This window comes from Pseudomonas allokribbensis (genome assembly GCF_014863605.1).
GTDB classification, from domain to species: Bacteria; Pseudomonadota; Gammaproteobacteria; order Pseudomonadales; family Pseudomonadaceae; genus Aquipseudomonas; species Aquipseudomonas allokribbensis.
The window spans coordinates 403,503-423,329 of sequence record NZ_CP062252.1; the positions used below are offsets into that span (position 1 = coordinate 403,503).

13 protein-coding genes are annotated in these 19,827 nt (G+C 60.6%); 9 read left to right on the forward strand and 4 right to left on the reverse strand.

Features of this window, described 5'->3' with window-relative positions; translation table 11 throughout:
• Positions 1–30 precede the first annotated feature (30 nt).
• Both IF199_RS01850 and glnA read right to left on the reverse strand, forming a co-directional pair.
• Positions 31–1,320: a toxin-antitoxin system YwqK family antitoxin gene (locus tag IF199_RS01850; protein WP_192559551.1), complete on the reverse strand. Its 1,290-nt coding sequence runs from the start codon at positions 1,318–1,320 to the stop codon at positions 31–33.
• 129 nt (positions 1,321–1,449) lie between these two features.
• Positions 1,450–2,856: a glutamate--ammonia ligase gene (glnA, locus tag IF199_RS01855; protein WP_085712782.1), complete on the reverse strand. Its 1,407-nt coding sequence runs from the start codon at positions 2,854–2,856 to the stop codon at positions 1,450–1,452.
• A gap of 328 nt (positions 2,857–3,184) precedes the next feature.
• Here glnA and thiI point away from each other — a divergent pair, with 328 nt between their 5' ends.
• Both thiI and typA read left to right on the forward strand, forming a co-directional pair.
• Positions 3,185–4,639, forward strand: a complete 1,455-nt coding sequence (thiI, locus tag IF199_RS01860; RefSeq protein ID WP_192559552.1) for a tRNA uracil 4-sulfurtransferase ThiI — start codon at positions 3,185–3,187, stop codon at positions 4,637–4,639.
• A gap of 139 nt (positions 4,640–4,778) precedes the next feature.
• Entirely contained in the window at positions 4,779–6,599 is a 1,821-nt protein-coding gene (typA, locus tag IF199_RS01865; RefSeq protein ID WP_096821971.1) for a translational GTPase TypA, read from the forward strand.
• A gap of 114 nt (positions 6,600–6,713) precedes the next feature.
• Here the strand turns inward: typA and IF199_RS01870 are convergent, their stop codons facing one another.
• A complete protein-coding gene (locus tag IF199_RS01870; protein ID WP_025110918.1) occupies positions 6,714–7,151 on the reverse strand; it encodes a YkgJ family cysteine cluster protein in 438 nt (145 codons plus the stop codon).
• 258 nt (positions 7,152–7,409) lie between these two features.
• On the opposite strand from IF199_RS01870, the gene IF199_RS01875 reads away from it, so the two are divergent.
• From IF199_RS01875 to IF199_RS01895, 5 genes are all read left to right on the forward strand, one after another.
• Complete coding sequence (locus IF199_RS01875) at positions 7,410–9,860, forward strand: glycogen/starch/alpha-glucan phosphorylase (RefSeq protein WP_096821972.1); 2,451 nt, start codon at positions 7,410–7,412, stop codon at positions 9,858–9,860.
• Between the two features lie 103 nt (positions 9,861–9,963).
• Positions 9,964–13,557 (forward strand): DUF2339 domain-containing protein, encoded by a 3,594-nt coding sequence (locus IF199_RS01880; protein WP_192559553.1) that lies wholly within the window; start codon positions 9,964–9,966, stop codon positions 13,555–13,557.
• Positions 13,554–14,918 (forward strand): DUF3999 domain-containing protein, encoded by a 1,365-nt coding sequence (locus tag IF199_RS01885; RefSeq protein ID WP_192559554.1) that lies wholly within the window; start codon positions 13,554–13,556, stop codon positions 14,916–14,918. Before IF199_RS01880 ends, IF199_RS01885 begins: the two co-directional genes overlap by 4 nt.
• Before the next feature lie 195 nt (positions 14,919–15,113).
• The gene (locus IF199_RS01890) at positions 15,114–16,124 is read left to right on the forward strand and encodes a class 1 fructose-bisphosphatase (protein WP_096821975.1); all 1,011 of its coding nucleotides are present in this window, start codon (positions 15,114–15,116) and stop codon (positions 16,122–16,124) included.
• 3 nt (positions 16,125–16,127) lie between these two features.
• Positions 16,128–16,730, forward strand: coding sequence for a DUF924 family protein (locus tag IF199_RS01895; protein WP_192559555.1), 603 nt, complete (start codon positions 16,128–16,130; stop codon positions 16,728–16,730).
• Between the two features lie 62 nt (positions 16,731–16,792).
• Here IF199_RS01895 and IF199_RS01900 read toward each other — a convergent pair whose 3' ends face one another.
• A complete protein-coding gene (locus tag IF199_RS01900) occupies positions 16,793–18,685 on the reverse strand; it encodes a methyl-accepting chemotaxis protein (RefSeq protein WP_208491901.1) in 1,893 nt (630 codons plus the stop codon).
• Positions 18,686–18,967: 282 nt separating this feature from the next.
• Here IF199_RS01900 and IF199_RS01905 point away from each other — a divergent pair, with 282 nt between their 5' ends.
• Positions 18,968–19,222, forward strand: a complete 255-nt coding sequence (locus IF199_RS01905; RefSeq protein ID WP_007952486.1) for a hypothetical protein — start codon at positions 18,968–18,970, stop codon at positions 19,220–19,222.
• Positions 19,223–19,253: 31 nt separating this feature from the next.
• Complete coding sequence (locus IF199_RS01910; protein ID WP_096821978.1) at positions 19,254–19,823, forward strand: lipocalin family protein; 570 nt, start codon at positions 19,254–19,256, stop codon at positions 19,821–19,823.
• Positions 19,824–19,827 lie beyond the last annotated feature (4 nt).

Here is a 19,827-nt window from a genome sequence, read left to right on the forward strand (position 1 = left end):
ACAACATCCGCTCACACAAGCGCCCCGGAATTATTGTGAGATGCTAGGCGTAACCGCACTTTCGCGGGCGCCGGACAGGACATCGGCCTTGTAGTGCTCGATGAAGAGCAGCACACCATTGGCGTCGACTTCACGCAACTCGCCTTCCTTTTTGTCGTCAGCGAAGTGGACACTCCGGGTGTGGCCATTGTCCGCCTTGGTCACCCAGAGGCCTTCGCGTTTGCCATCGCGATATTCGCCGCGCTCGGTCGTACCGCGAACAGTCAATTCACTGGGGCCGTTGAGTTGGCCGTGGGCATAGGTCTGGAATCCTGTGGCGACCCATTCCAATTCGTCGTAGTTGTGATGCTGCCAGCGGCCCTCGCGCAAGTCATTGTGGTAGTCGCCCTCCAGAATTTGACCATCCTGGTACAGACTCCATGGCCCCTCTCGTTTGCCCTCTACGAAATTGCCGGACTCCGAGTATTTTTCGTCTTTGGAAGACGACCACGGACCGATGCGTACGCCTTGCTTGTAGGCCCCTTGGGCCGAGATCGATACGGAATCATAAGACACCGATTGGCCGTCTTCGCCGCCAGTGAATCTCGTCGGTTCGGTTTCCCAGGCAATACGCCTGACCCGATAGTTGTAGAGCGTGCGGTTACCCTCGACGAGGGTCTTGTCGAGCCAGCGCCAGAAGGTCACGGTGAGAAACCGGCCGTCTTTTTCCTGGTAGGTCTTCTTGAAAAAGTAGGGCTCGTCATCTGGCGTCGGGTTGCTCAGTGGGTCGTAGTACTGGCTGTAATAGCTCACCAGTTTCCCTTGGCTGAGATCGAGCTGGTCGAATTCCGGTACACCGGACTCTTCAAGGAGGAGGCTGTAGTTGAGCGGGGTGATCTGGCTCAACGCCTTCTTGATGGTCAGGGCGTCGAGCTGCTTGCGGCCTTGAGTGATACGGTCCAGCGCTGGCTGCAGTCGCGTTACACGGCTATAGAGGTGATCGTTGTCGTTGTACTTGTAGGCGTAGATCCTGTAGCCGTCGCTTTGCCGAAAAAGCACGAAGCGAGTGGGGTCTTCACTGTCGAGCGACATGAGAAAAACCGACTCGATACTCGCCTGGCCGAAGTCATCAAGCAATTGCGGACGTTCGCCCGGTGTCTCGCAACGGCAGTAATAGCCTTTGACGCCGTTCGCTTCCTTGATGAACGCCAGGGTCGTCGAGCTTTCTTGCAAGCCCTGGATCAGCGGGTGAGCCAGCGGCTTGTCTTCATAGAACTCGGCAGCGCCGGCTGTCGAGCAGGCGAGGCCGGCCATCAGGGCGATAGCCCGTAACCACTTCATGCGAATCCCTTCGTCAAGGCGCCGGTCATGGCGCGAAAGCGGCGGATTATCCATGGATGAGCGGGCACAAAAAAGGCCTCCCGAAGGAGGCCTCTCTTTTGTCACGCCGCGTAGTGCAGCGCTACCGGATCAGCAGCTGTAGTACAGCTCATATTCCAGTGGGTGTACGAAGGTGCGAACCTTGATTTCTTCTTCGGATTTCAGCGCGATGTAGGCGTCGATGAAGTCGTCGGAGAACACGCCGCCCTTGGTCAGGAACGCGCGGCCCTTGTCCAGCTCTTCCAGGGCTTCTTTCAGGCTGCCGCAAACTTGCGGGATCTCTTTCGCCTCTTCAGGCGGCAGGTCGTACAGGTTTTTGTCAGCCGCATCGCCTGGGTGGATCTTGTTCTGGATACCGTCCAGACCAGCCATCAGCAGCGCTGCGAAGGCCAGGTACGGGTTGGCAGCCGGATCCGGGAAACGTGCTTCGATACGACGGCCACGTGGGCTGTTGACGTAAGGAATACGGATCGAGGCGGAACGGTTGCGAGCCGAGTAGGCCAGCATCACCGGAGCTTCGAAACCTGGCACCAGACGCTTGTAGGAGTTGGTGGCCGGGTTGGTGAAGCCGTTCAGGGCCTTACCGTGCTTGATGATACCGCCGATGAAGTACAGGGCGGTTTCGGACAGGCCGGCATAGCCTTCGCCAGCGAAGGTGTTCTTGCCATCTTTGGCGATGGACATGTGAACGTGCATACCCGAACCGTTATCGCCGTACAGAGGCTTCGGCATGAAGGTCGCGGTGCGGCCATAGGCATCGGCCACGTTGTGTACAACGTATTTCAGAGTCTGAACTTCGTCAGCTTTCTTCACCAGGGTGTTGAACTTGACACCAATTTCGTTTTGACCGGCAGTTGCCACTTCGTGGTGGTGAACTTCAACGGTCTGACCCATCTCTTCCAGTGCGTTGCACATGGCGGTACGGATTTCGTGGTCGTGGTCGAACGGCGGAACCGGGAAGTAACCGCCTTTCACGCCTGGACGGTGGCCCTTGTTGCCGCCTTCCACGTCCTGGTCGGACATCCACGAGCCTTGCTCGGAGTAGATCTTGAACATCGAGCCGGAGATGTCGGACTTGAACTTCACTTCGTCGAAGATGAAGAACTCAGGCTCCGGACCGGCGAATACGGTGTCACCGATACCGGTGGTCTTCAGGTATTCCTCGGCACGGTGGGCGATGGCGCGCGGGTCGCGATCGTAGCCTTGCATGGTCGACGGTTCGATGATGTCGCAGACCAGGATCAGGGTCGGCTCTTCGGTGAACGGGTCGAGAACGGCGGTTTCGTCGTCCGGCAGCAGGATCATGTCGGAGGCTTCGATGCCTTTCCAGCCAGCGATGGAGGAACCGTCGAACATCTTGCCAACTTCGAAGAAGTCGTCTTCCAGCGCATCGCGAGCCGGCATGGTCACGTGGTGCTGAGTGCCTTTGGTGTCCGTGAAGCGCAGATCAATCCACTTGACGTCATGATCTTTGATGAGTTGAACCGACTTCGACATAGTGTCCTCCGGGTGGCTTAGGGCTGGTAGTGGATGCCCTTAAATGTTGGTGATGCCGGCGCGAATACTCTGCCAAGGCAACCTGCCTCACAAGGGAGCAAATTGCATGCCAGTGCCCCAGCATGGGTTTTTTGCCCCAAATTCACGCTTATAAAGGTGCGAAGCGCATAAAGGGTGAAAATCTCGCCCTTTAATGTAGCGCTTTAAGTCGAAAATGACCCGTTTTGGTGCATGCAAAACCTTCTGCACATTAACTGGTTAAACCTTGAGCAATTTCCGCTATAATCCGCGCCCCCCTTTTTCGGCTGGCCCTGCGCGCGCTGTTTTCATGAAACTAATCGTAAAAGTCTTCCCCGAGATCACCATCAAAAGCCGACCTGTCCGGACGAAATTCATCCGCCAGCTGGCCAAGAACATCCGCACCGTGCTCCGCGACTTGGACCCGGCCGTGGTGGTGAACGGTGTGTGGGACAATCTCGAGCTGGAAACCCGCGTTACCGACCCCAAGGCCCTGAAAGAGATGGGCGAGCGCCTGACCTGCATGCCGGGCATCGCGCACTTTCTGCAGATCGACGAGTACCCGCTGGGTGACTTCGACGACATCACCGAGAAGTGCAAAGAGCACTACGGCGATGCACTGGCCGGGAAGATTTTCTCGGTGCGCTGCAAACGTGCGGGCAAGCATGCGTTCAGCTCGATGGACGTCGAAAAACACGTCGGCAGCAAGCTGCGCCGTGAGTGCGGTGCTGCCGGAATCGACTTGAAACAGCCGGAAATCGAAGTCCGCATCGAAGTTCGCGACAAACGGTTGTTTGTGATCCACAGCCAGCACAATGGCATCGGCGGCTACCCGCTCGGTGCGCTGGAGCAGACGCTGGTATTGATGTCCGGCGGCTTTGACTCGACGGTTGCCGCCTACCAGATCATGCGTCGCGGCCTGATGGCGCACTTCTGCTTCTTCAATCTGGGCGGTCGTGCCCACGAATTGGGCGTGATGGAAGTCGCGCATTTCATCTGGAAGAAGTACGGCAGCTCGCAACGCGTGCTATTTGTCAGTGTTCCGTTCGAAGAAGTGTTGGGCGAAATTCTCGGCAAAGTCGATAACAGTCATATGGGCGTCGTATTGAAGCGTATGATGTTGCGCGCGTCCTCGGCCATCGCCGAGCGTCTGCACATTGATGCGCTGGTCACCGGTGAGGCGATCTCCCAGGTGTCGAGCCAGACGCTGCCGAACCTGTCGGTGATCGACTGCGTGACCGACAAACTGGTCCTGCGTCCGCTGATCGTCGCCCACAAGCAGGACATCATCGACACGGCCAACGAGATCGGTACCGCCGATTTCGCCCGGCACATGCCGGAGTACTGCGGGGTCATTTCGGTCAATCCGAAAACCGCCGCCAAGCGTGGTCGCGTTGAGCACGAAGAGCAGGAATTCGACATGGCGGTGCTTGAGCGTGCGCTCGCAAACGCCAGACTGGTGCCGATCGATCGGGTGATCGACGAATTGGGCCAGGATTTGCAAATCGAAGAAGTCAGCGAAGCACTGGCCGGCCAGATCGTCATCGACATCCGTCACCCGGATGCCGCCGAGGATGAGCCGCTGGAGCTCGAGGGCATAGAAGTACAGACGATGCCGTTCTACGCAGTGAACGCTCGTTTCAAGGAGCTGGATCCGACTCGCCAGTACCTGCTGTATTGCGACAAAGGCGTGATGAGTCGCCTGCATGCTCACCATTTGCTCAGTGAGGGGCATGCCAATGTGCGCGTTTATCGACCGAGCTAAGTGCCCGGGGCTGTTTGCCTGTGGCCTGCGTCACCGGCCCCCCGACACCGCCGTCAAGCTGTAACGGCCATGCCGGACACTACTGCTAATCGCTGCCAAGACTTGTCAGCAAACCGAATCCTCTGATCGAGATACACAAGTGATCGAAAATCTACGCAACATCGCCATCATTGCCCACGTTGACCATGGTAAAACCACCCTGGTAGACAAACTCCTGCGTCAATCCGGCACTCTGGAGCGCAACGAGCTCAACGACGAGCGCGTGATGGACTCCAACGACCAGGAAAAAGAGCGCGGCATTACCATTCTGGCGAAAAACACCGCCATCAACTGGAACGGCTACCACATCAACATCGTGGACACCCCGGGCCACGCCGACTTCGGCGGCGAAGTTGAGCGCGTAATGTCCATGGTTGACTCCGTGCTGCTGCTGGTCGACGCTCAAGACGGCCCTATGCCGCAAACCCGTTTCGTGACCAAGAAGGCTTTCGAAGCCGGCCTGCGTCCAATCGTGGTCATCAACAAGGTTGACCGTCCGGGCGCGCGTCCTGACTGGGTTCTGGACCAGATCTTCGATCTGTTCGACAACCTGGGCGCTACCGAAGAACAACTGGACTTCCAGGTTGTTTACGCTTCGGCCCTGAACGGCATCGCCGGTCTGGACCACACCGCCATGGCGGAAGACATGACCCCGCTGTACCAAGCGGTTGTCGACCACGTTCCAGCGCCTGCTGTTGACCGTGACGGCCCGTTCCAGATGCAAATCTCCGCTCTGGACTACAACAGCTTCCTGGGTGTTATCGGTGTTGGCCGTATCGCTCGTGGTCGCGTCAAGCCGAACACTCCGGTTGTCGCTATCGATGCCAACGGCAAGCGCCGCAACGGCCGTATCCTGAAGCTGATGGGTCACCACGGTCTGCACCGCATCGACGTTGAAGAAGCAGCTGCCGGCGACATCGTCTGCATCAGCGGTTTCGACGAGCTGTTCATCTCCGACACCCTGTGCGACATCAACACCGTCGAGGCGATGAAGCCTCTGACCGTTGACGAGCCAACCGTTTCCATGACCTTCCAGGTAAACGACTCGCCATTCTGCGGTAAAGAAGGCAAGTTCGTGACCTCCCGTAACATCAAGGATCGTCTGGACAAAGAGCTGCTGTACAACGTTGCACTGCGCGTTGAAGAAGGCGACTCGGCTGACAAGTTCAAGGTTTCCGGCCGTGGTGAGCTGCACCTCTCGGTACTGATCGAAACCATGCGTCGCGAAGGCTTCGAGCTGGCCCTGGGCCGTCCTGAAGTGATCATCCGTGAAGTTGACGGCGTGAAGCAGGAACCGTTCGAAAACGTAACCATCGACATCCCTGAAGAATCCCAGGGCAAGGTCATGGAAGAGATGGGTCTGCGTAAAGGCGACCTGAGCAACATGGTGCCGGATGGCAAGGGCCGTGTTCGTCTGGAATACAACATCCCTGCTCGCGGTCTGATCGGTTTCCGTAACCAGTTCCTGACCCTGACCAACGGTGCTGGCATCCTGACCTCGATCTTCGATCGTTATGCTCCAGTGAAGTCGGGCCACATGTCCGGCCGTCAGAACGGCGTTCTGGTTTCGGTTGAAACCGGCAAGGCGCTGACCTACTCCCTGGAAACCCTGCAGGCTCGTGGCAAGCTGTTCGTAGAACACGGTCAAGAGATCTACAACGGTCAGATCGTTGGTCAGAACTCCCGCGACAACGACCTGGGTGTAAACCCGACCAAAGGCAAGAAGCTCGACAACATGCGTGCTTCGGGTAAAGACGAAACCATCGCTCTGGTTCCACCTGTTCGCTTCACCCTGGAACAGGCTCTGGAATACATCCAGGAAGACGAGCTGTGCGAAGTCACTCCTAAGTCCATCCGTCTTCGCAAGAAGATCCTGGACGAAAGCGAGCGTACCCGCGCTGCCAAGAAAGCCAAGGCGTAATTTAGCCCAGGCTTAAAAAAACGCCCCCGGTCGAGAGACCGGGGGCGTTTTTGTTTGTCCGGGTTTTTTTGATGTCTCGTTCCCACGCAAGGCGTGGGAACGATCAAGGGCAGATCAGAACTTCTCGATCGCCCGGAAATTCTGCACCCGCTCCACTTCCTTCGGCTTGTACGCGCAATACCCCGGACGCGGGCCGATTTTCGGGTGGTTGCGGCAGGTGTCCGGGCGCTTGTCATAAATGGTGCACAGCCGGCTCTTACGATCCAGGTAGTAGCAATCGTTGTTGCTCATGCGCTGTAGGGTGAAGATCCCCGACTTCTGGTTGAAGCGTTCCACCAGGCCTTCCTTTTGCAGGCGCTTGGCGATGTTCTTCGGCGGGTCGCCCAGTTCGAACTCGTCGACCACACCGATACGCACCAGATCCTTGATCTTGACCTCGACCGGCAGCGTGCAGCAGCTGGACATGCACGATCCGCACATCGGGGCCGAATATTTGGCCCAGGTATCGAGACGGTCGATCTCGGCTGCGGCGATCAGGTTGGGCTTCATCATCGGGGTTTACCAGGCATGTGCATCAGGGCGCGCGATCATACCGGGACTGGTGGATTTTTGAACAACCTTTCGCCAGATTTTTTCTTCATGCCTCCACAAGGACTGACAATTCGGCACGGCCCCTGCATTCATTCAGGCATTCGCCAGGGTAGTGCCGGACGAACGCTCACTCTCAGGAAAAACTGCCGAACCAGAGCCAACACCGTCGGTCAGACCGTCTAGGCTCTGACAATTCCCCGCTCGCTCGAGGTCCTATCGATGACTCAAGAACCACTAGTTCGCGAAGCAGAGGTGGCCGCATTCCGCGACGCCGTCCTGACCAAACTCACCTACGCGGTGGGCAAAGACCCGGATCACGCCTTCGACCATGACTGGTTCGAAGCCATCGCCCTCGCGGCGCGCGATCACATGGTCGAGCACTGGATGGACCACACCCGGCAGATCTACCGCAAAGGTCAGAAGCGGGTGTATTACCTTTCGCTGGAATTCCTCATCGGCCGTTTGCTGTACGACAGCCTGAGCAACCTCGGTCTGCTGGACGTCGCCCGTGAAGCATTGACCGAACTGGGCGTGGATCTGGAGCGCATCCGCCTGCTGGAACCTGACGCGGCACTGGGCAACGGTGGCCTCGGACGGCTGGCAGCGTGCTTCATGGAAAGCATGTCGACCCTCGGCATCGCCGGTCATGGTTACGGCATCCGATACGAACACGGGTTGTTCCGTCAGGCCATTGTCGATGGCTGGCAGCAGGAACAGACCGAGCACTGGCTGGATTTCGGCAACCCGTGGGAATTCGAACGGCCGGAGGTCGTGTATTCCATCGGGTTTGGCGGCAGCGTCGAGACCGTCACCGATGTCAGCGGCAAGAGCAAACAGGTCTGGCACCCGGCGGAAACCGTCCGGGCGATTGCCTACGACACCCCGGTGGTCGGCTGGCGCGGGGCGAGCGTCAACACCTTGCGCCTGTGGCGGGCTCGGGCGATGGAAGATCTGCACCTGGAGCGCTTCAACGCGGGTGACCACCTAGGCGCCGTCGCCGAAGTGGCCCGGGCCGAAAGCATCTCCCGTGTCCTTTATCCGGCGGACAGCACTGAGGCTGGCCAGGAATTGCGCCTGCGTCAGGAATACTTCTTCGTCGCCGCATCGCTTCAGGATCTGCTGCGCCGTCATCGCAACATGCACACCTCGGTGCTGACCCTGGGCGATCACGCGGCGATCCAGCTCAACGACACGCACCCCTCGATCGCCGTCGCCGAACTGATGCGCCAACTGGTCGACGTCTACGACGTGGCCTGGGATGCGGCGTGGCAAGTCACTGTCGACACGCTCTCGTACACAAACCACACGCTGCTGCCCGAAGCGCTGGAAACCTGGCCGGTGGGGCTGATGGAGCGCATGTTGCCCCGGCACATGCAGATCATTTACCTGATCAACGCCCAGCACATCGATTCGCTGCGGGCCAAGGGCATCCACGATTTCGACGTGCTGCGCGCGGTGTCGCTGATCGAAGAGGACAACGGTCGCCGGGTGCGCATGGGCAACCTCGCGTTCCTCGGCTCCCACAGCGTCAACGGCGTGTCGGGGCTGCACACGCAACTGATGCGCAAAACCGTGTTCGCTGAACTGCACAAGCTCTACCCGGAACGAATCAACAACAAGACCAACGGCATCACCTTCCGCCGCTGGCTGTACCAGGCCAACCCGGAGCTGACGTCGATGCTGGTCGATTCCCTCGGCCCGGACGTTCTGGATAACCCCGAACAGCGTCTGCTCGATCTCGAGCCTTTCGCCGAAAAACCCGCCTTCCGCAAAGCCTTCGCCGAGCAACGGCTGCACAGCAAAAAGGCCCTCGCTTATCTGATCCACGAGCGGCTGGGGATCGCGGTCAACCCGGCGGCGATGTTCGACGTGCAGGTCAAGCGGATCCACGAATACAAACGCCAGTTGCTCAACCTGATGCACACCGTCGCGCTGTATCAGGCGATTCGCGCCGAGCCGGAAATCGACTGGGTGCCACGGGTGAAAATCTTCGCCGGCAAAGCGGCGGCGAGTTATCACCAGGCCAAGCTGATCATCAAACTGACCAACGATATCGCCCGCGTGGTGAACAACGACCCGACCGTGCGCGGGCTGCTGAAAGTGGTGTTCCTGCCCAACTACAACGTCAGCCTGGCGGAAAGCATCATTCCTGCGGCGGACTTGTCGGAGCAGATCTCCACCGCCGGTTTCGAAGCCTCGGGCACCAGCAACATGAAGTTCGGCCTCAACGGCGCGCTGACCATCGGCACCCTCGACGGCGCCAACGTGGAAATGTGCGAGCGCATCGGTGCCGAACACATGTTCATCTTCGGCCTGAGCGCCCAGCAGGTCGAAGCGCGCAAGCAGAACCACGAGTTCAGCGCGGTGCCGGATATCGCCGCCTCCCATCGTTTGAACGATGTATTGCAGGCGATTCGCGGCGGTGTGTTCTCGCCGGATGACACGTCGCGCTACACCGGGCTGATCGATTCGCTGGTGGATTACGACCGCTTCCTGGTCTGCGCCGATTTTGACTCCTACTGGGAGGCGCAAATGCGCGTCGATGCGCTCTGGCACGATTCCAACAAGTGGTGGCGCTCGGCGGTGTTGAACACGTCGCGGATGGGCTGGTTCTCCTCCGACCGGACGATTCGCGAGTACGCCACGGATATCTGGAAGGCACTGGAGTAACTTTTAGCGACAAATGTGCGCCCGGCCCCCACGCTTGTTGGGCCGGGCCGATATACTGAGCCCTGGTTCGGCCCCGCTTCGGGGCTGCTCAGGGATATCGACCATGCAATGGATGTTCATGTTGATCGGGCTGCTGCTCGGTTGGCTGCTCGACGAATCGTTCAGTTCTGCGCTATTGGGCGCGTTGTTGGGCCTGGCGATCGGGCAGACGATCCGCATCATGCGGCTCGGCTCGCAGGTGGCGGAGCAACAGCAGCAACTTGAACAGGCGAAAGTAGCTTTGCAGGGCGTCGCGCAGCGTCTGTATCTGCTGGAGGGTTCGCCTTCTCACGCGGTGCCGGCGCCAGGCGTAGAGCCGGCCCCCGAGCCTTTGGTCGAGCCCGTCGATGTCGTCGAAGAAGCGCCGGCCCCCGACCTGGTCTGGGAGCTGCCGCCCGAACTCGAACCTCTCTCTGCCGTCGCCAGCGAAACCAGTCAGCCGCTGCCGGCCGATGTCTGGCGTCTCGACGCCGTTACTGCCGACCTTCCCGAACCGCAGCAACCCGCTGAACCCCGTGGCCCGAACCTTATCGAGCGCGGCATCAGCGCTGCGCGCAACTGGCTGTTCGGTGGCAACACCGTGTTGCGGGTCGGCGTGGTGCTGTTGTTTTTCGGTCTGGCCTTCCTGCTGCGCTACGCCACCGAAGGCATGGTGGTGCCGATCGAAATGCGCTATGCCGGAGTCGCAGCAGCGGCGCTGGGGTTGCTGGCGCTGGGCTGGTGGCTGCGCCATCGCAACAGCAGCTACGCCTTGATGCTGCAAGGCACCGGGATTGCGGTGTTGTACCTGACGGTGTTTGCGGCGATGCGTCTGCACCCGCTGCTCGATCCGTCCGCTGCACTGGGATTGCTGGTAGCAGTGACGGTGTTCTCGGCCATTCTGGCCATCACCCAGGATTCCCTCGCCCTGGCCTGCGTTGCGGCCTTGGGCGGTTTTGCCGCGCCGATCCTGACCTCCACCGGCGCCGGTAATCATGTCGCGTTGTTCAGTTATTTCGCGCTGCTCAACGCCGGCATCCTGGCCATCGCCTGGTTCAAGGCCTGGCGCCTGCTCAACCTGATCGGTTTCGCCGGCACCTTCGGCATCGGTTTCGCCTGGGGTGTGCGTTCGTATGCGCCGGAACTGCTGTGGAGCACCGAGCCGTTCCTGATTCTGTTCTTCCTGATGTACCTGGCCATCGGCCTGCTGTTCGCCCGACGCAAGTTGCTGGACATGCCGGACGCCCCGGCAGAGAACGATCGCGAGGCGCTGCTGAATTGGTCGGCGCGCAAGGGGGATTACGTCGACGGCACCATGCTGTTCGGCCCGCCGCTGGTGGGTTTCGGTCTGCAATTCGCGCTGGTGCAGCATCTGGAGTTCGCCGCCGCGTTCAGCGCGTTGGCACTGGGCATGATTTACATGACGCTCGCTCGGGTGCTGATGGGCGGCCGGGCGTTGTTGCTGGGCGAGACCTGCCTGGCGCTCGGCGTGATTTTCGCCAGCCTGGCGATTCCACTGGGGCTGGATGCGCGCTGGACATCTGCTGCCTGGGCAGTGGAGGGCGCGGGGATTTTCTGGCTCGGCCTGCGTCAGCACCGGCCGTTTGCCCGGGCCTTCGCATTGCTGCTGCAACTCGGTTCGGCGATGGCGTTTCTCAGCCAGTTGCGCGTTGGCGAAAGCAGCCTGCTCGACGGTGCACCGCTGGGCGCGCTGATGCTCGGCATCGCGCTGCTGTTCAGTTTCTATCAGTTGCGCAAAGCCCCGGCGGAATACACCTCGGCTTGGGAACGGCAGGGCTTGCCGGTATTGGCGAGTCTCGGTCTGACGTTCCTCTATCTGCTGGCGCCGCTATTTTTCTTCACCCACGGTACGGCGATCAGTTGGGCGCTGGCCGGTCTGGTGACCTTGTTCGTCGGCTTGCGCCTGCAATCGCGCACGTTCCTGTTCACCGCGTTTGCCGTGCAGTTGCTGGGTGGTGCGTTGTTCCTGTTGCGCCTGCAAGGGGCGGGCGAGGATTCGGCGGCCGTGTTCAGCGCCGGCTGGAGCGGTTTGCTCAGCGCCTCGCTGATCGGTCTGGCCTTGATCGCCGGCATGCTGCTGGCGGCGCGCGACGAGATGGTGCGCAACGATGTTCGTCTGTTGCGCGGTTTGTCGGTGGTGCTGCTGGCGGGGTTGGTGCTGATCAATCTGGCGGTGTTGTTCGTCCTGCCGTGGCAAACCGCGAGCGCCGTGTGGGCGGCCAGTGGGTTGCTGATCATCTGGCTCAGTCTGTACCTCAAGCAGCGCGTGAGTTTTGTCTTCGGTCTGCTGTTGCAACTGATCGGCGGCGCGGCGTTTTTGCTGGCCGGTCCCGAGCTGCTCGGGCCGCTGTCCAGCGAAGGTCTGCGGCCGCTGGCCCATGGCGGGTTCTGGACGCCGCTGGTGCTGGGTCTGGCGGCGATGATCGGGGCGTGGCGCCTGCAACTGGGCAATCACGCTTCGGCGTTCGATGTGCTGAGTTTGCAGCGACTGTCCGAAGTGTTGCTGGTGTGGGGCGCCGGTTGGTGGGCGCTGGCGTGGGTCAGCGAAGTGCTGCGCTTTGCGCCGCTGAATCTGCAGGCAACGCTGTTGCTGCTGGTCGCCGCGCTGAGCGTCGCATTGTGGGCGCTGTTGGCATTGCGTTTGAAATGGCCTTCGCTTGGTTTGCTCTGCACCTTGCTGATACCGGCAGCCGGGCTGGTGTTGCTCGCTGCGTGGCATTCGCGTTATCACCCGGCGGCCAACTTCGGCTGGCTGGCGTGGGCAGCAGTGTTTGCGGTGCATTTCTTCAGCCTGCGGCGTCTGGCGCCGATGTTGCCGGCGCGGGCCTTGAGCACGGCGCATGTGCTCGGCTGCTGGCTGCTGATCGGCGTGCTGACGCTGGAGCTGCGCTACGGCCTGCTGCTGTTGTCCGAGCAGTACAACGCCTGGCGCTGGCTGGGCTGGGCGATTCTGCCGAGTGTCTATCTGTTGCTGATGGCCGCGCCGCGCAACTGGCCGTGGCCGGTGGCGGCGTTCCCTCGTGAGTACCGCTTGTACGCGGCGGCGCCGCTGGCGGTGTTGATGCTTGTCTGGTTTTGGCTGGCGAACGGAGTGAGCGACGGCAACGCCGAACCGCTGCCTTACGTGCCGCTGATCAACCCATTGGAGCTGGGCCTGTTGATCGCGTTGTTCAGCGTCTATGTCTGGTCACGCAGCGCGGTCACCGAGCTGTCGATCCGCAAGGATTACGCCGCTCACGCCTCGCAACTGATCGCCGGTGTTTCGCTGTTCGCGTTCTGCACCGCGATGGTGACCCGCGCCGCGCACCATTGGGCGGGGATTCCGTTCGAGCTGGACCTGTTGCTTGAGTCGATGCTGGTGCAGGCCGGGTTGTCCATCGTCTGGACGCTGATGGCGCTCGGGCTGATGATCGGCGGGCATCTGCGTCATCGCCGCGAAGTGTGGCTGATCGGTGCGGCGCTGATTGCGCTGGTGGTGGCCAAATTGATTTTTGTCGAACTGAGCAACCGTGGCGGGCTGGCCCGGATCGTCTCGTTTATCGGCGTCGGCGTGTTGCTGCTGGTGGTGGGCTACTTCGCGCCACTGCCGCCCAAACGCGTCGAAGCTGCACCGGAGGCGGACAAACCGGCCCCGGAAACCGAAGGAGTGTCGTCTTGAGTCGCAAGCTTAATCTGGGGTGGCTGTTGCTGGGCGTGGCCATGACGGCCGGCGCCCAGGAAAAACCGGCGGACTTCGCCGCACAGGTGCCGTTGTCGGTCAGTGGCGCAGGCCCGTGGTATCGCCTCGAACTGCCGCTGAGCGTGCAATTGCAGGCGCGTCAGACCGATCTCAGCGACCTGCGCGTGTTCAACGCCGCCGGTGAACCACAGGCTTATGCGCTGGCCCGGGAATCAGCGCAGACCCGCGACGATGGCCAGTTGAACACGGTGAAGTGGTTCCCGTTGTACAACTCGGCGGATGCCACTGAGCGCGCGCCGAGTGTGCGGGTGCAGTCCACGACTACCGGCACGCTGGTGGAAGTGCAGCCATCCAGCCAACTGGAAGCGGGGGAAGAGGTGCTGAGCGGCTGGCTGCTGGATGCCAGTGCGATCAAGGCACCGTTGCAGCAACTGATCCTCGACTGGACCAGCGAGCGTGACGGCTTCCAGCGTTTCAGCATCGAGGCCAGCGACGACTTGCAGCACTGGCAAGCCTGGGGCGAAGGCCAGGTCGCGCGCCTGACCTTTTCCGATGAGCGCATCGAGCAGCATGAAGTCGCGTTGCCGGGACAATCGGCGCGTTATCTGCGCCTGCTGTGGGATTCGCCGAATGCGGCCCCGACCCTGACGTCGGCGCAGTTGAAAAGCAGCGACCCGCAAAACCTGCCGCTGCCGCTCGTCTGGTCGCCAGCGCTGGCCGGCAGCAGCACCAAGGCCGGGGAGTACACCTGGCAGTTGCCGATGGGGCTGAATATCGAGCGGGTCCAGGTTGAGCTGAAGCAACCCAACAGCCTGGCGCCGGTGACGCTGTCGGGACGCCGCGAAACCAGTCTGCCGTGGCAGCCGTTGAGCAGCGGCTTGCTCTATCGCCTGACCCAGAATGGCCAGGACGTGGTGCAGAACGAATTGCAGCTCTACGGGCAGACCGTCCAGCAGTTGAAACTGACGGTCGACGAACGCGGCGGCGGTCTCGGCGAGCAGGCGCCGAGCGTCAAGTACGCGGTGCGCGCCACCCAGGTGATCTTTCTCGCACGCGGCGACGGGCCCTACAGCCTGGCGCTGGGCAATCCGACGGTGAGAACGGCGAACCTGCCGCTGACCACGCTGATCCCCGACTTCAAACCGGAGAAACTGGCCGCATTGGGAAAGGCTACGGTGCAGGGTGAAGCGGTAGCGACCCAGACGTCGACAGCCACCTCGACGGCCACAACCGACACCAACTGGAAGAAATTCGGCCTGTGGGCGGTGTTGCTGCTCAGTGTGTTGTTTCTGGCCGCGATGGCCTTCAGTCTGCTGCGCAAGCCGCCGGCCAAGTCCTGAATATGACGGGTGTGGCCTCTACACCCGTCGGGTTTCCAACTACGCTGAATCCGGTGCATGAACTCTCTCGGTTCGATCACGTCTGATAGCAGGAATTGCACCCGACGCACGTTACCGGGCGTCATTGCTCGCTACGGTTTCAGACTCCCTGTAAACTGCGCGGGTTTTTAGCCCCCCATTCCACCGGAGCCGTCCATGTCCCGCGTTACCCTGAGTCGCTATTTGATTGAGCAGACCCGCAGCAACAACACTCCTGCCGATCTGCGCTTCCTGATCGAAGTGGTGGCGCGTGCCTGCAAGGAGATCAGCCACGCCGTGTCCAAAGGCGCCCTGGGCGGCGTTCTGGGCAGCATGGGCACTGAAAACGTGCAAGGTGAAGTGCAGAAGAAGCTCGACGTGCTGTCGAACGAAATTCTGCTCGAAGCCAACGAATGGGGCGGTCACCTGGCCGGCATGGCGTCCGAGGAAATGGACAACGCCTACCAGATCCCGGGCAAATACCCGAAAGGCGCCTACCTGTTGGTATTCGACCCGCTGGACGGTTCGTCGAACATCGACATCAACGCACCGGTCGGCACCATCTTCTCGGTACTGCGTTGCCCGAACGAATACCTGAGCCAGAACGAGCCTCTGAATGAGAAGGCCTTCCTGCAGCCAGGCACCCAGCAAGTTGCCGCCGGTTATGCCATCTACGGTCCGCAAACCATGCTGGTGCTGACCTTGGGCCACGGTGTGAAAGGCTTCACCCTGGACCGCGAAATGGGCAGCTTCGTCCTGACCCACGAAGACATCACCATTCCTGAAAGCACCCAGGAATTCGCCATCAACATGTCCAACCAGCGTCACTGGGAAGCCCCGGTACAGCGCTACGTTTCGGAACTGCTGGCTGGTGAAGAAGGCCCGCTGAAAAAGAACTACAACATGCGTTGGGTCGCGGCGATGGTTGCCGACGTGCACCGCATCCTGACCCGTGGCGGTCTGTTCATGTACCCGCGCGACAGCCGCGAGCCGTCCAAACCGGGCAAACTGCGCCTGATGTACGAAGCCAACCCGATGTCGTTCCTGGTGGAACAGGCGGGCGGCGCTTCCACCGACGGTCACCAACGCATCCTCGACATTCAGCCTGAAGGCCTGCACCAGCGCGTAGCGGTGTTCCTCGGCTCGAAAGAAGAAGTCGCTCGCGCCACGGCTTACCACAAGGAATAAACCATGACCGCGCCCTGGCAGCCGTTGCTCGATTGGTGGTTCGGTCACTCCGAGTCAGCCACTGAAGTGACGGCGCAACAGGGCGGGTTGTGGTTCGGCAAGAAAGACAGCCAGGACCTCGAAGCGCGTGAGCGTTTCGGGGTCTTTGTCGATCAGGCCCTCGCTGGCGAATTGACCGAGTGGACGCAAGGTCCCGAAGGTTGGTTGGCGGTGGTGCTGCTGCTCGATCAACTCCCGCGAATGATCTTTCGCGATACTCCCAAAGCTTTCTCTGGTGATCTACGGGCACAGAAGCTGGTTGCCCAAGGCATTGAGGCGGATTTCGATCGGCAGTTGAAGCCGATCCAGCGACTCTTCATCTACCTCGTCTTTGAACACTGCGAAAACCTCGCGGTGCAGAATGAAGCGGTCTCGCGATTCATCGAACTGGTGGCCGAACAGCCGGAGGCGGAGCGCGGGGTGTTTGCCGACAACCTGGATTATGCCGAGCGGCATCAGCGGGTGATTGCGCGGTTTGGAAGGTTTCCGCATCGCAATGCGGTGTTGGGGCGGGTGTCTACGGCGGAGGAGTTGGCGTTTCTTTCGCAGCCGGGGTCGAGTTTCTGAATCAGCATCAAGACGACTGACCTCTTCGCAGAAAGGCCCGCGAAGAGATCAGTGAGAGCGCCTTATATCCTGAAGCTGCCTACCAACTGCTTCAACCGCGCCGCCTGCTGCTCAAGATCCGCACAAGCGCGCAACGTCGCCTGCAAGTTCTCCACACCTTCCTGGTTCAGCGTGTTGATCTCGTTGATGTCGACGTTGATCGACTCGACCACAGCCGTCTGCTCTTCCGTCGCGGTCGCCACCGACTGGTTCATGCCGTCGATCTCGCCGATGCGCTGGGTCACGCTGCCCAGGCGTTCGCCGGCCTGGTTGGCGATGCCGACGCTGCTTTCGCTCTCACGCTGGCTTTCGGTCATGATGCCGACCGCCTGACGCGCGCCGACCTGCAGCTCTTCGATCATTTTCTGCACTTGCTGTGCCGAATCCTGGGTGCGGTGCGCCAGGTTGCGGACTTCGTCGGCGACCACGGCGAAACCACGACCGGCCTCACCGGCACGGGCTGCTTCGATGGCGGCGTTGAGGGCCAGCAGGTTGGTCTGTTGGGAGATGCTGGTGATCACTTCCAGAATCTGCCCGATGTTCACGGTGTTGCTGTTCAGCGTTTCGATGTTGCCGCAGGAATCGCTGATCTTCGCCGACAGTTGCTGCATCGCGTGGATGGTTTTATCCACAACCTGCTGGCCGTCTTCGGCCAGGCTGCGCGCGTCGCTGGAGTGTTGCGAGGCGAGGGCGGCGTTCTGGGCGATTTCCTGGGCGGCGGCGCCGAGTTGATTGATCGCGGCGGCCACGCTGTTGGTACGCGAGGCTTGCTGGTCAGAGTTGTACATCGACGAGTTGGACGCCGCGACCACGCGCAGGGCAACTTCGTTGACCTGGCCAGTGGCAGAAGATACTTCGCGGATCGAGGTATGGATACGTTCGACGAAGCGGTTGAACGACAAGCCCAGCGCGCCGAATTCGTCGTGGCCGTGGATGGTCAGGCGTTTGGTCAGGTCGCCTTCGCCTTCGGCGATGTCATGCATGGCGCGGCCCATGGTCAGCAGCGGTTGCATCAGCACGCGGATCAGCATGCCGAGCAGGGCGATGATGATGACGACGGCGATGACCATGGCGATCAGTGCCGAGGTGCGGAACTCGCTGAGCATCGAGAACGCAGTGTCCTTGTCCAGCACCAGGCCCACGTACCAGTCGGCCGACGGTACGCCGTTGACGCGGGTGAAGGAGATCAGTTGGGTCTTGCCGTCGAACTCGACTTCCTTCAGGCCCGGGCTGACTTTCGGTGCGCCGTTGGGATAGGCCTCGGCCAGGGTCTTGAGTACCAGTTTGCTGTCCGGGTGGATCAGGATCTTGCCGTCGGCACTGACGATGAACGCGTGGCCATGGCCGCCGAAGTTCAGCGAGTTGATGATTGCGCTGACACTCGACAGATCGATGTCGGCACCGGCCACACCGATCATCTGGCCCTGGCGCTGCACCGGGGTGGCAACGGTTATCACCAGTTTGCCCGACGAGGCGGCGATGTACGGTTCGGTGACGATGGTTTGCTGGGCGCTGTTCGCGGCCTTGTACCAGCCACGGGCGCGTGGGTCGTAATCCGGTGCGCGGTTGCCGGCCGGGACCGAGAACATCACGCCGTCGGCACCGCCGAAATAGCTGAGTTGGAAATTGCCGGTGTAGGCGGGCAGGTCGATGATGCGTTTCAGGCTCGCCGGGGCGTTGCCGTCGGCGACAACCTGCTGCGACATCGATTCCAGCAATTGAATGCGGCTTTCCAGCCAGGTCTGGATGTTGCTGGTGGTCAGGCTGCCCAGTTCCTGCATTGACGCTTCGGTGCTGGTTTGCAGGGCTTCGCGTTGTCGATAGTCGTTGAACAAAATGAAACAGGCGAACGCAACGGCCACCACGAGGGCGGCAGCCAACAAGATCTTGTGGCTGAATTTCATGTTTCTGGTCATTAAGTGAGCTACCGCGAAGGGGCTGGTCAAGAAAGGGCGGCAATTTGCCACACTATCGGGCTTTGCGCTGCTCTTATTTCGACCGCTGCGCGCCAAAGATTAGGCAGCTTTTGCTAAAGGCGACGAAATGCTCAATAGCCCTACAAAGTGTCTGATTTACCGATGAATGCCGGACGAGCGGGCTAACAAATAGCCAGTGCCCCAGGGAACCAGACAGGGGTTTTCTCTTCTAAGCTTCTGGTTGGCGCCATGCCATCCCCCTTCCGTTCCAGGAGTTACACCATGTCGCTGCGATCTATCGCCCTTCTGTCGTTTTGCGTGCTGTTGGCCGCATGCAGCAAGGTCAATCAGGAAAACTACTCGAAGCTCTCGGCCGGCATGGCCAAGGCCGAAGTGGAGACGCTGCTCGGCAAGCCTACCGATTGCTCGGGCGCGCTCGGCATGTCCAGTTGCACCTGGGGCGACAAGAACAGCTTTATCAGCGTGCAGTACGCCGGTGACAAAGTGTTGATGTTTTCCGGCCAAGGCCTGAAGTAAACCGGGGCTACGCGCCCACGGGAGAAAAACAATGAAGCGGTTATTGCTTGTCCTTTTTGCCGGCCTGGTATTGGCCGGCTGCGCCACGACCGGTGAAGATCCGCTGGCGCCCAAGACAGTCCACAGCGTCAATCTCAAGCGTTACCAGGGCACCTGGTACGAGTTGGCGCGGCTGCCGATGTATTTCCAGCGCAATTGCGCTCAATCCGAAGCCCGCTACAGCCTCCAGCCTGACGGCAACCTCGGCGTGTTCAACCGTTGCCTGACCAAGGACTGGCAGTGGGAAGAGGTCAAGGGCAAGGCTTATCCACAGGTGCCGGGCAAGACCGACAAATTGTGGGTCGAGTTCGATACTTGGTTCTCGCGGCTGATTCCGGGTTCGGCGAAGGGTCAATACTGGGTGCTGTACGTCAGTGACGACTACAAGACCGCCATTGTTGGCGACCCGAGCCGACGTTACCTGTGGCTGTTGTCCCGCACGCCGACCGTCAACGGTGTGGTGCGCGAAGAACTGCTGAGCAAGGCGCGTCAGCAGGGTTACGACACCACGCGATTGATCTGGCGCGCATCGGATCAGCAGATGGCCAAGACGTCCAACTGACGCG

Bases quoted from the DNA above. Each gene is read 5' to 3' on its own strand.
- IF199_RS01905 (WP_007952486.1), top strand. From the start codon at position 18,968: ATGTCGCTGCGATCTATCGCCCTTCTGTCGTTTTGCGTGCTGTTGGCC.
- IF199_RS01910 (WP_096821978.1), top strand. From the start codon at position 19,254: ATGAAGCGGTTATTGCTTGTCCTTTTTGCCGGCCTGGTATTGGCCGGC.
- IF199_RS01850 (WP_192559551.1), bottom strand. From the start codon at position 1,320: ATGAAGTGGTTACGGGCTATCGCCCTGATGGCCGGCCTCGCCTGCTCG.
- IF199_RS01880 (WP_192559553.1), top strand. From the start codon at position 9,964: ATGCAATGGATGTTCATGTTGATCGGGCTGCTGCTCGGTTGGCTGCTC.
- thiI (WP_192559552.1), top strand. From the start codon at position 3,185: ATGAAACTAATCGTAAAAGTCTTCCCCGAGATCACCATCAAAAGCCGA.
- glnA (WP_085712782.1), bottom strand. From the start codon at position 2,856: ATGTCGAAGTCGGTTCAACTCATCAAAGATCATGACGTCAAGTGGATT.
- IF199_RS01890 (WP_096821975.1), top strand. From the start codon at position 15,114: ATGTCCCGCGTTACCCTGAGTCGCTATTTGATTGAGCAGACCCGCAGC.
- IF199_RS01895 (WP_192559555.1), top strand. From the start codon at position 16,128: ATGACCGCGCCCTGGCAGCCGTTGCTCGATTGGTGGTTCGGTCACTCC.
- IF199_RS01870 (WP_025110918.1), bottom strand. From the start codon at position 7,151: ATGATGAAGCCCAACCTGATCGCCGCAGCCGAGATCGACCGTCTCGAT.
- IF199_RS01875 (WP_096821972.1), top strand. From the start codon at position 7,410: ATGACTCAAGAACCACTAGTTCGCGAAGCAGAGGTGGCCGCATTCCGC.
- IF199_RS01900 (WP_208491901.1), bottom strand. From the start codon at position 18,685: ATGACCAGAAACATGAAATTCAGCCACAAGATCTTGTTGGCTGCCGCC.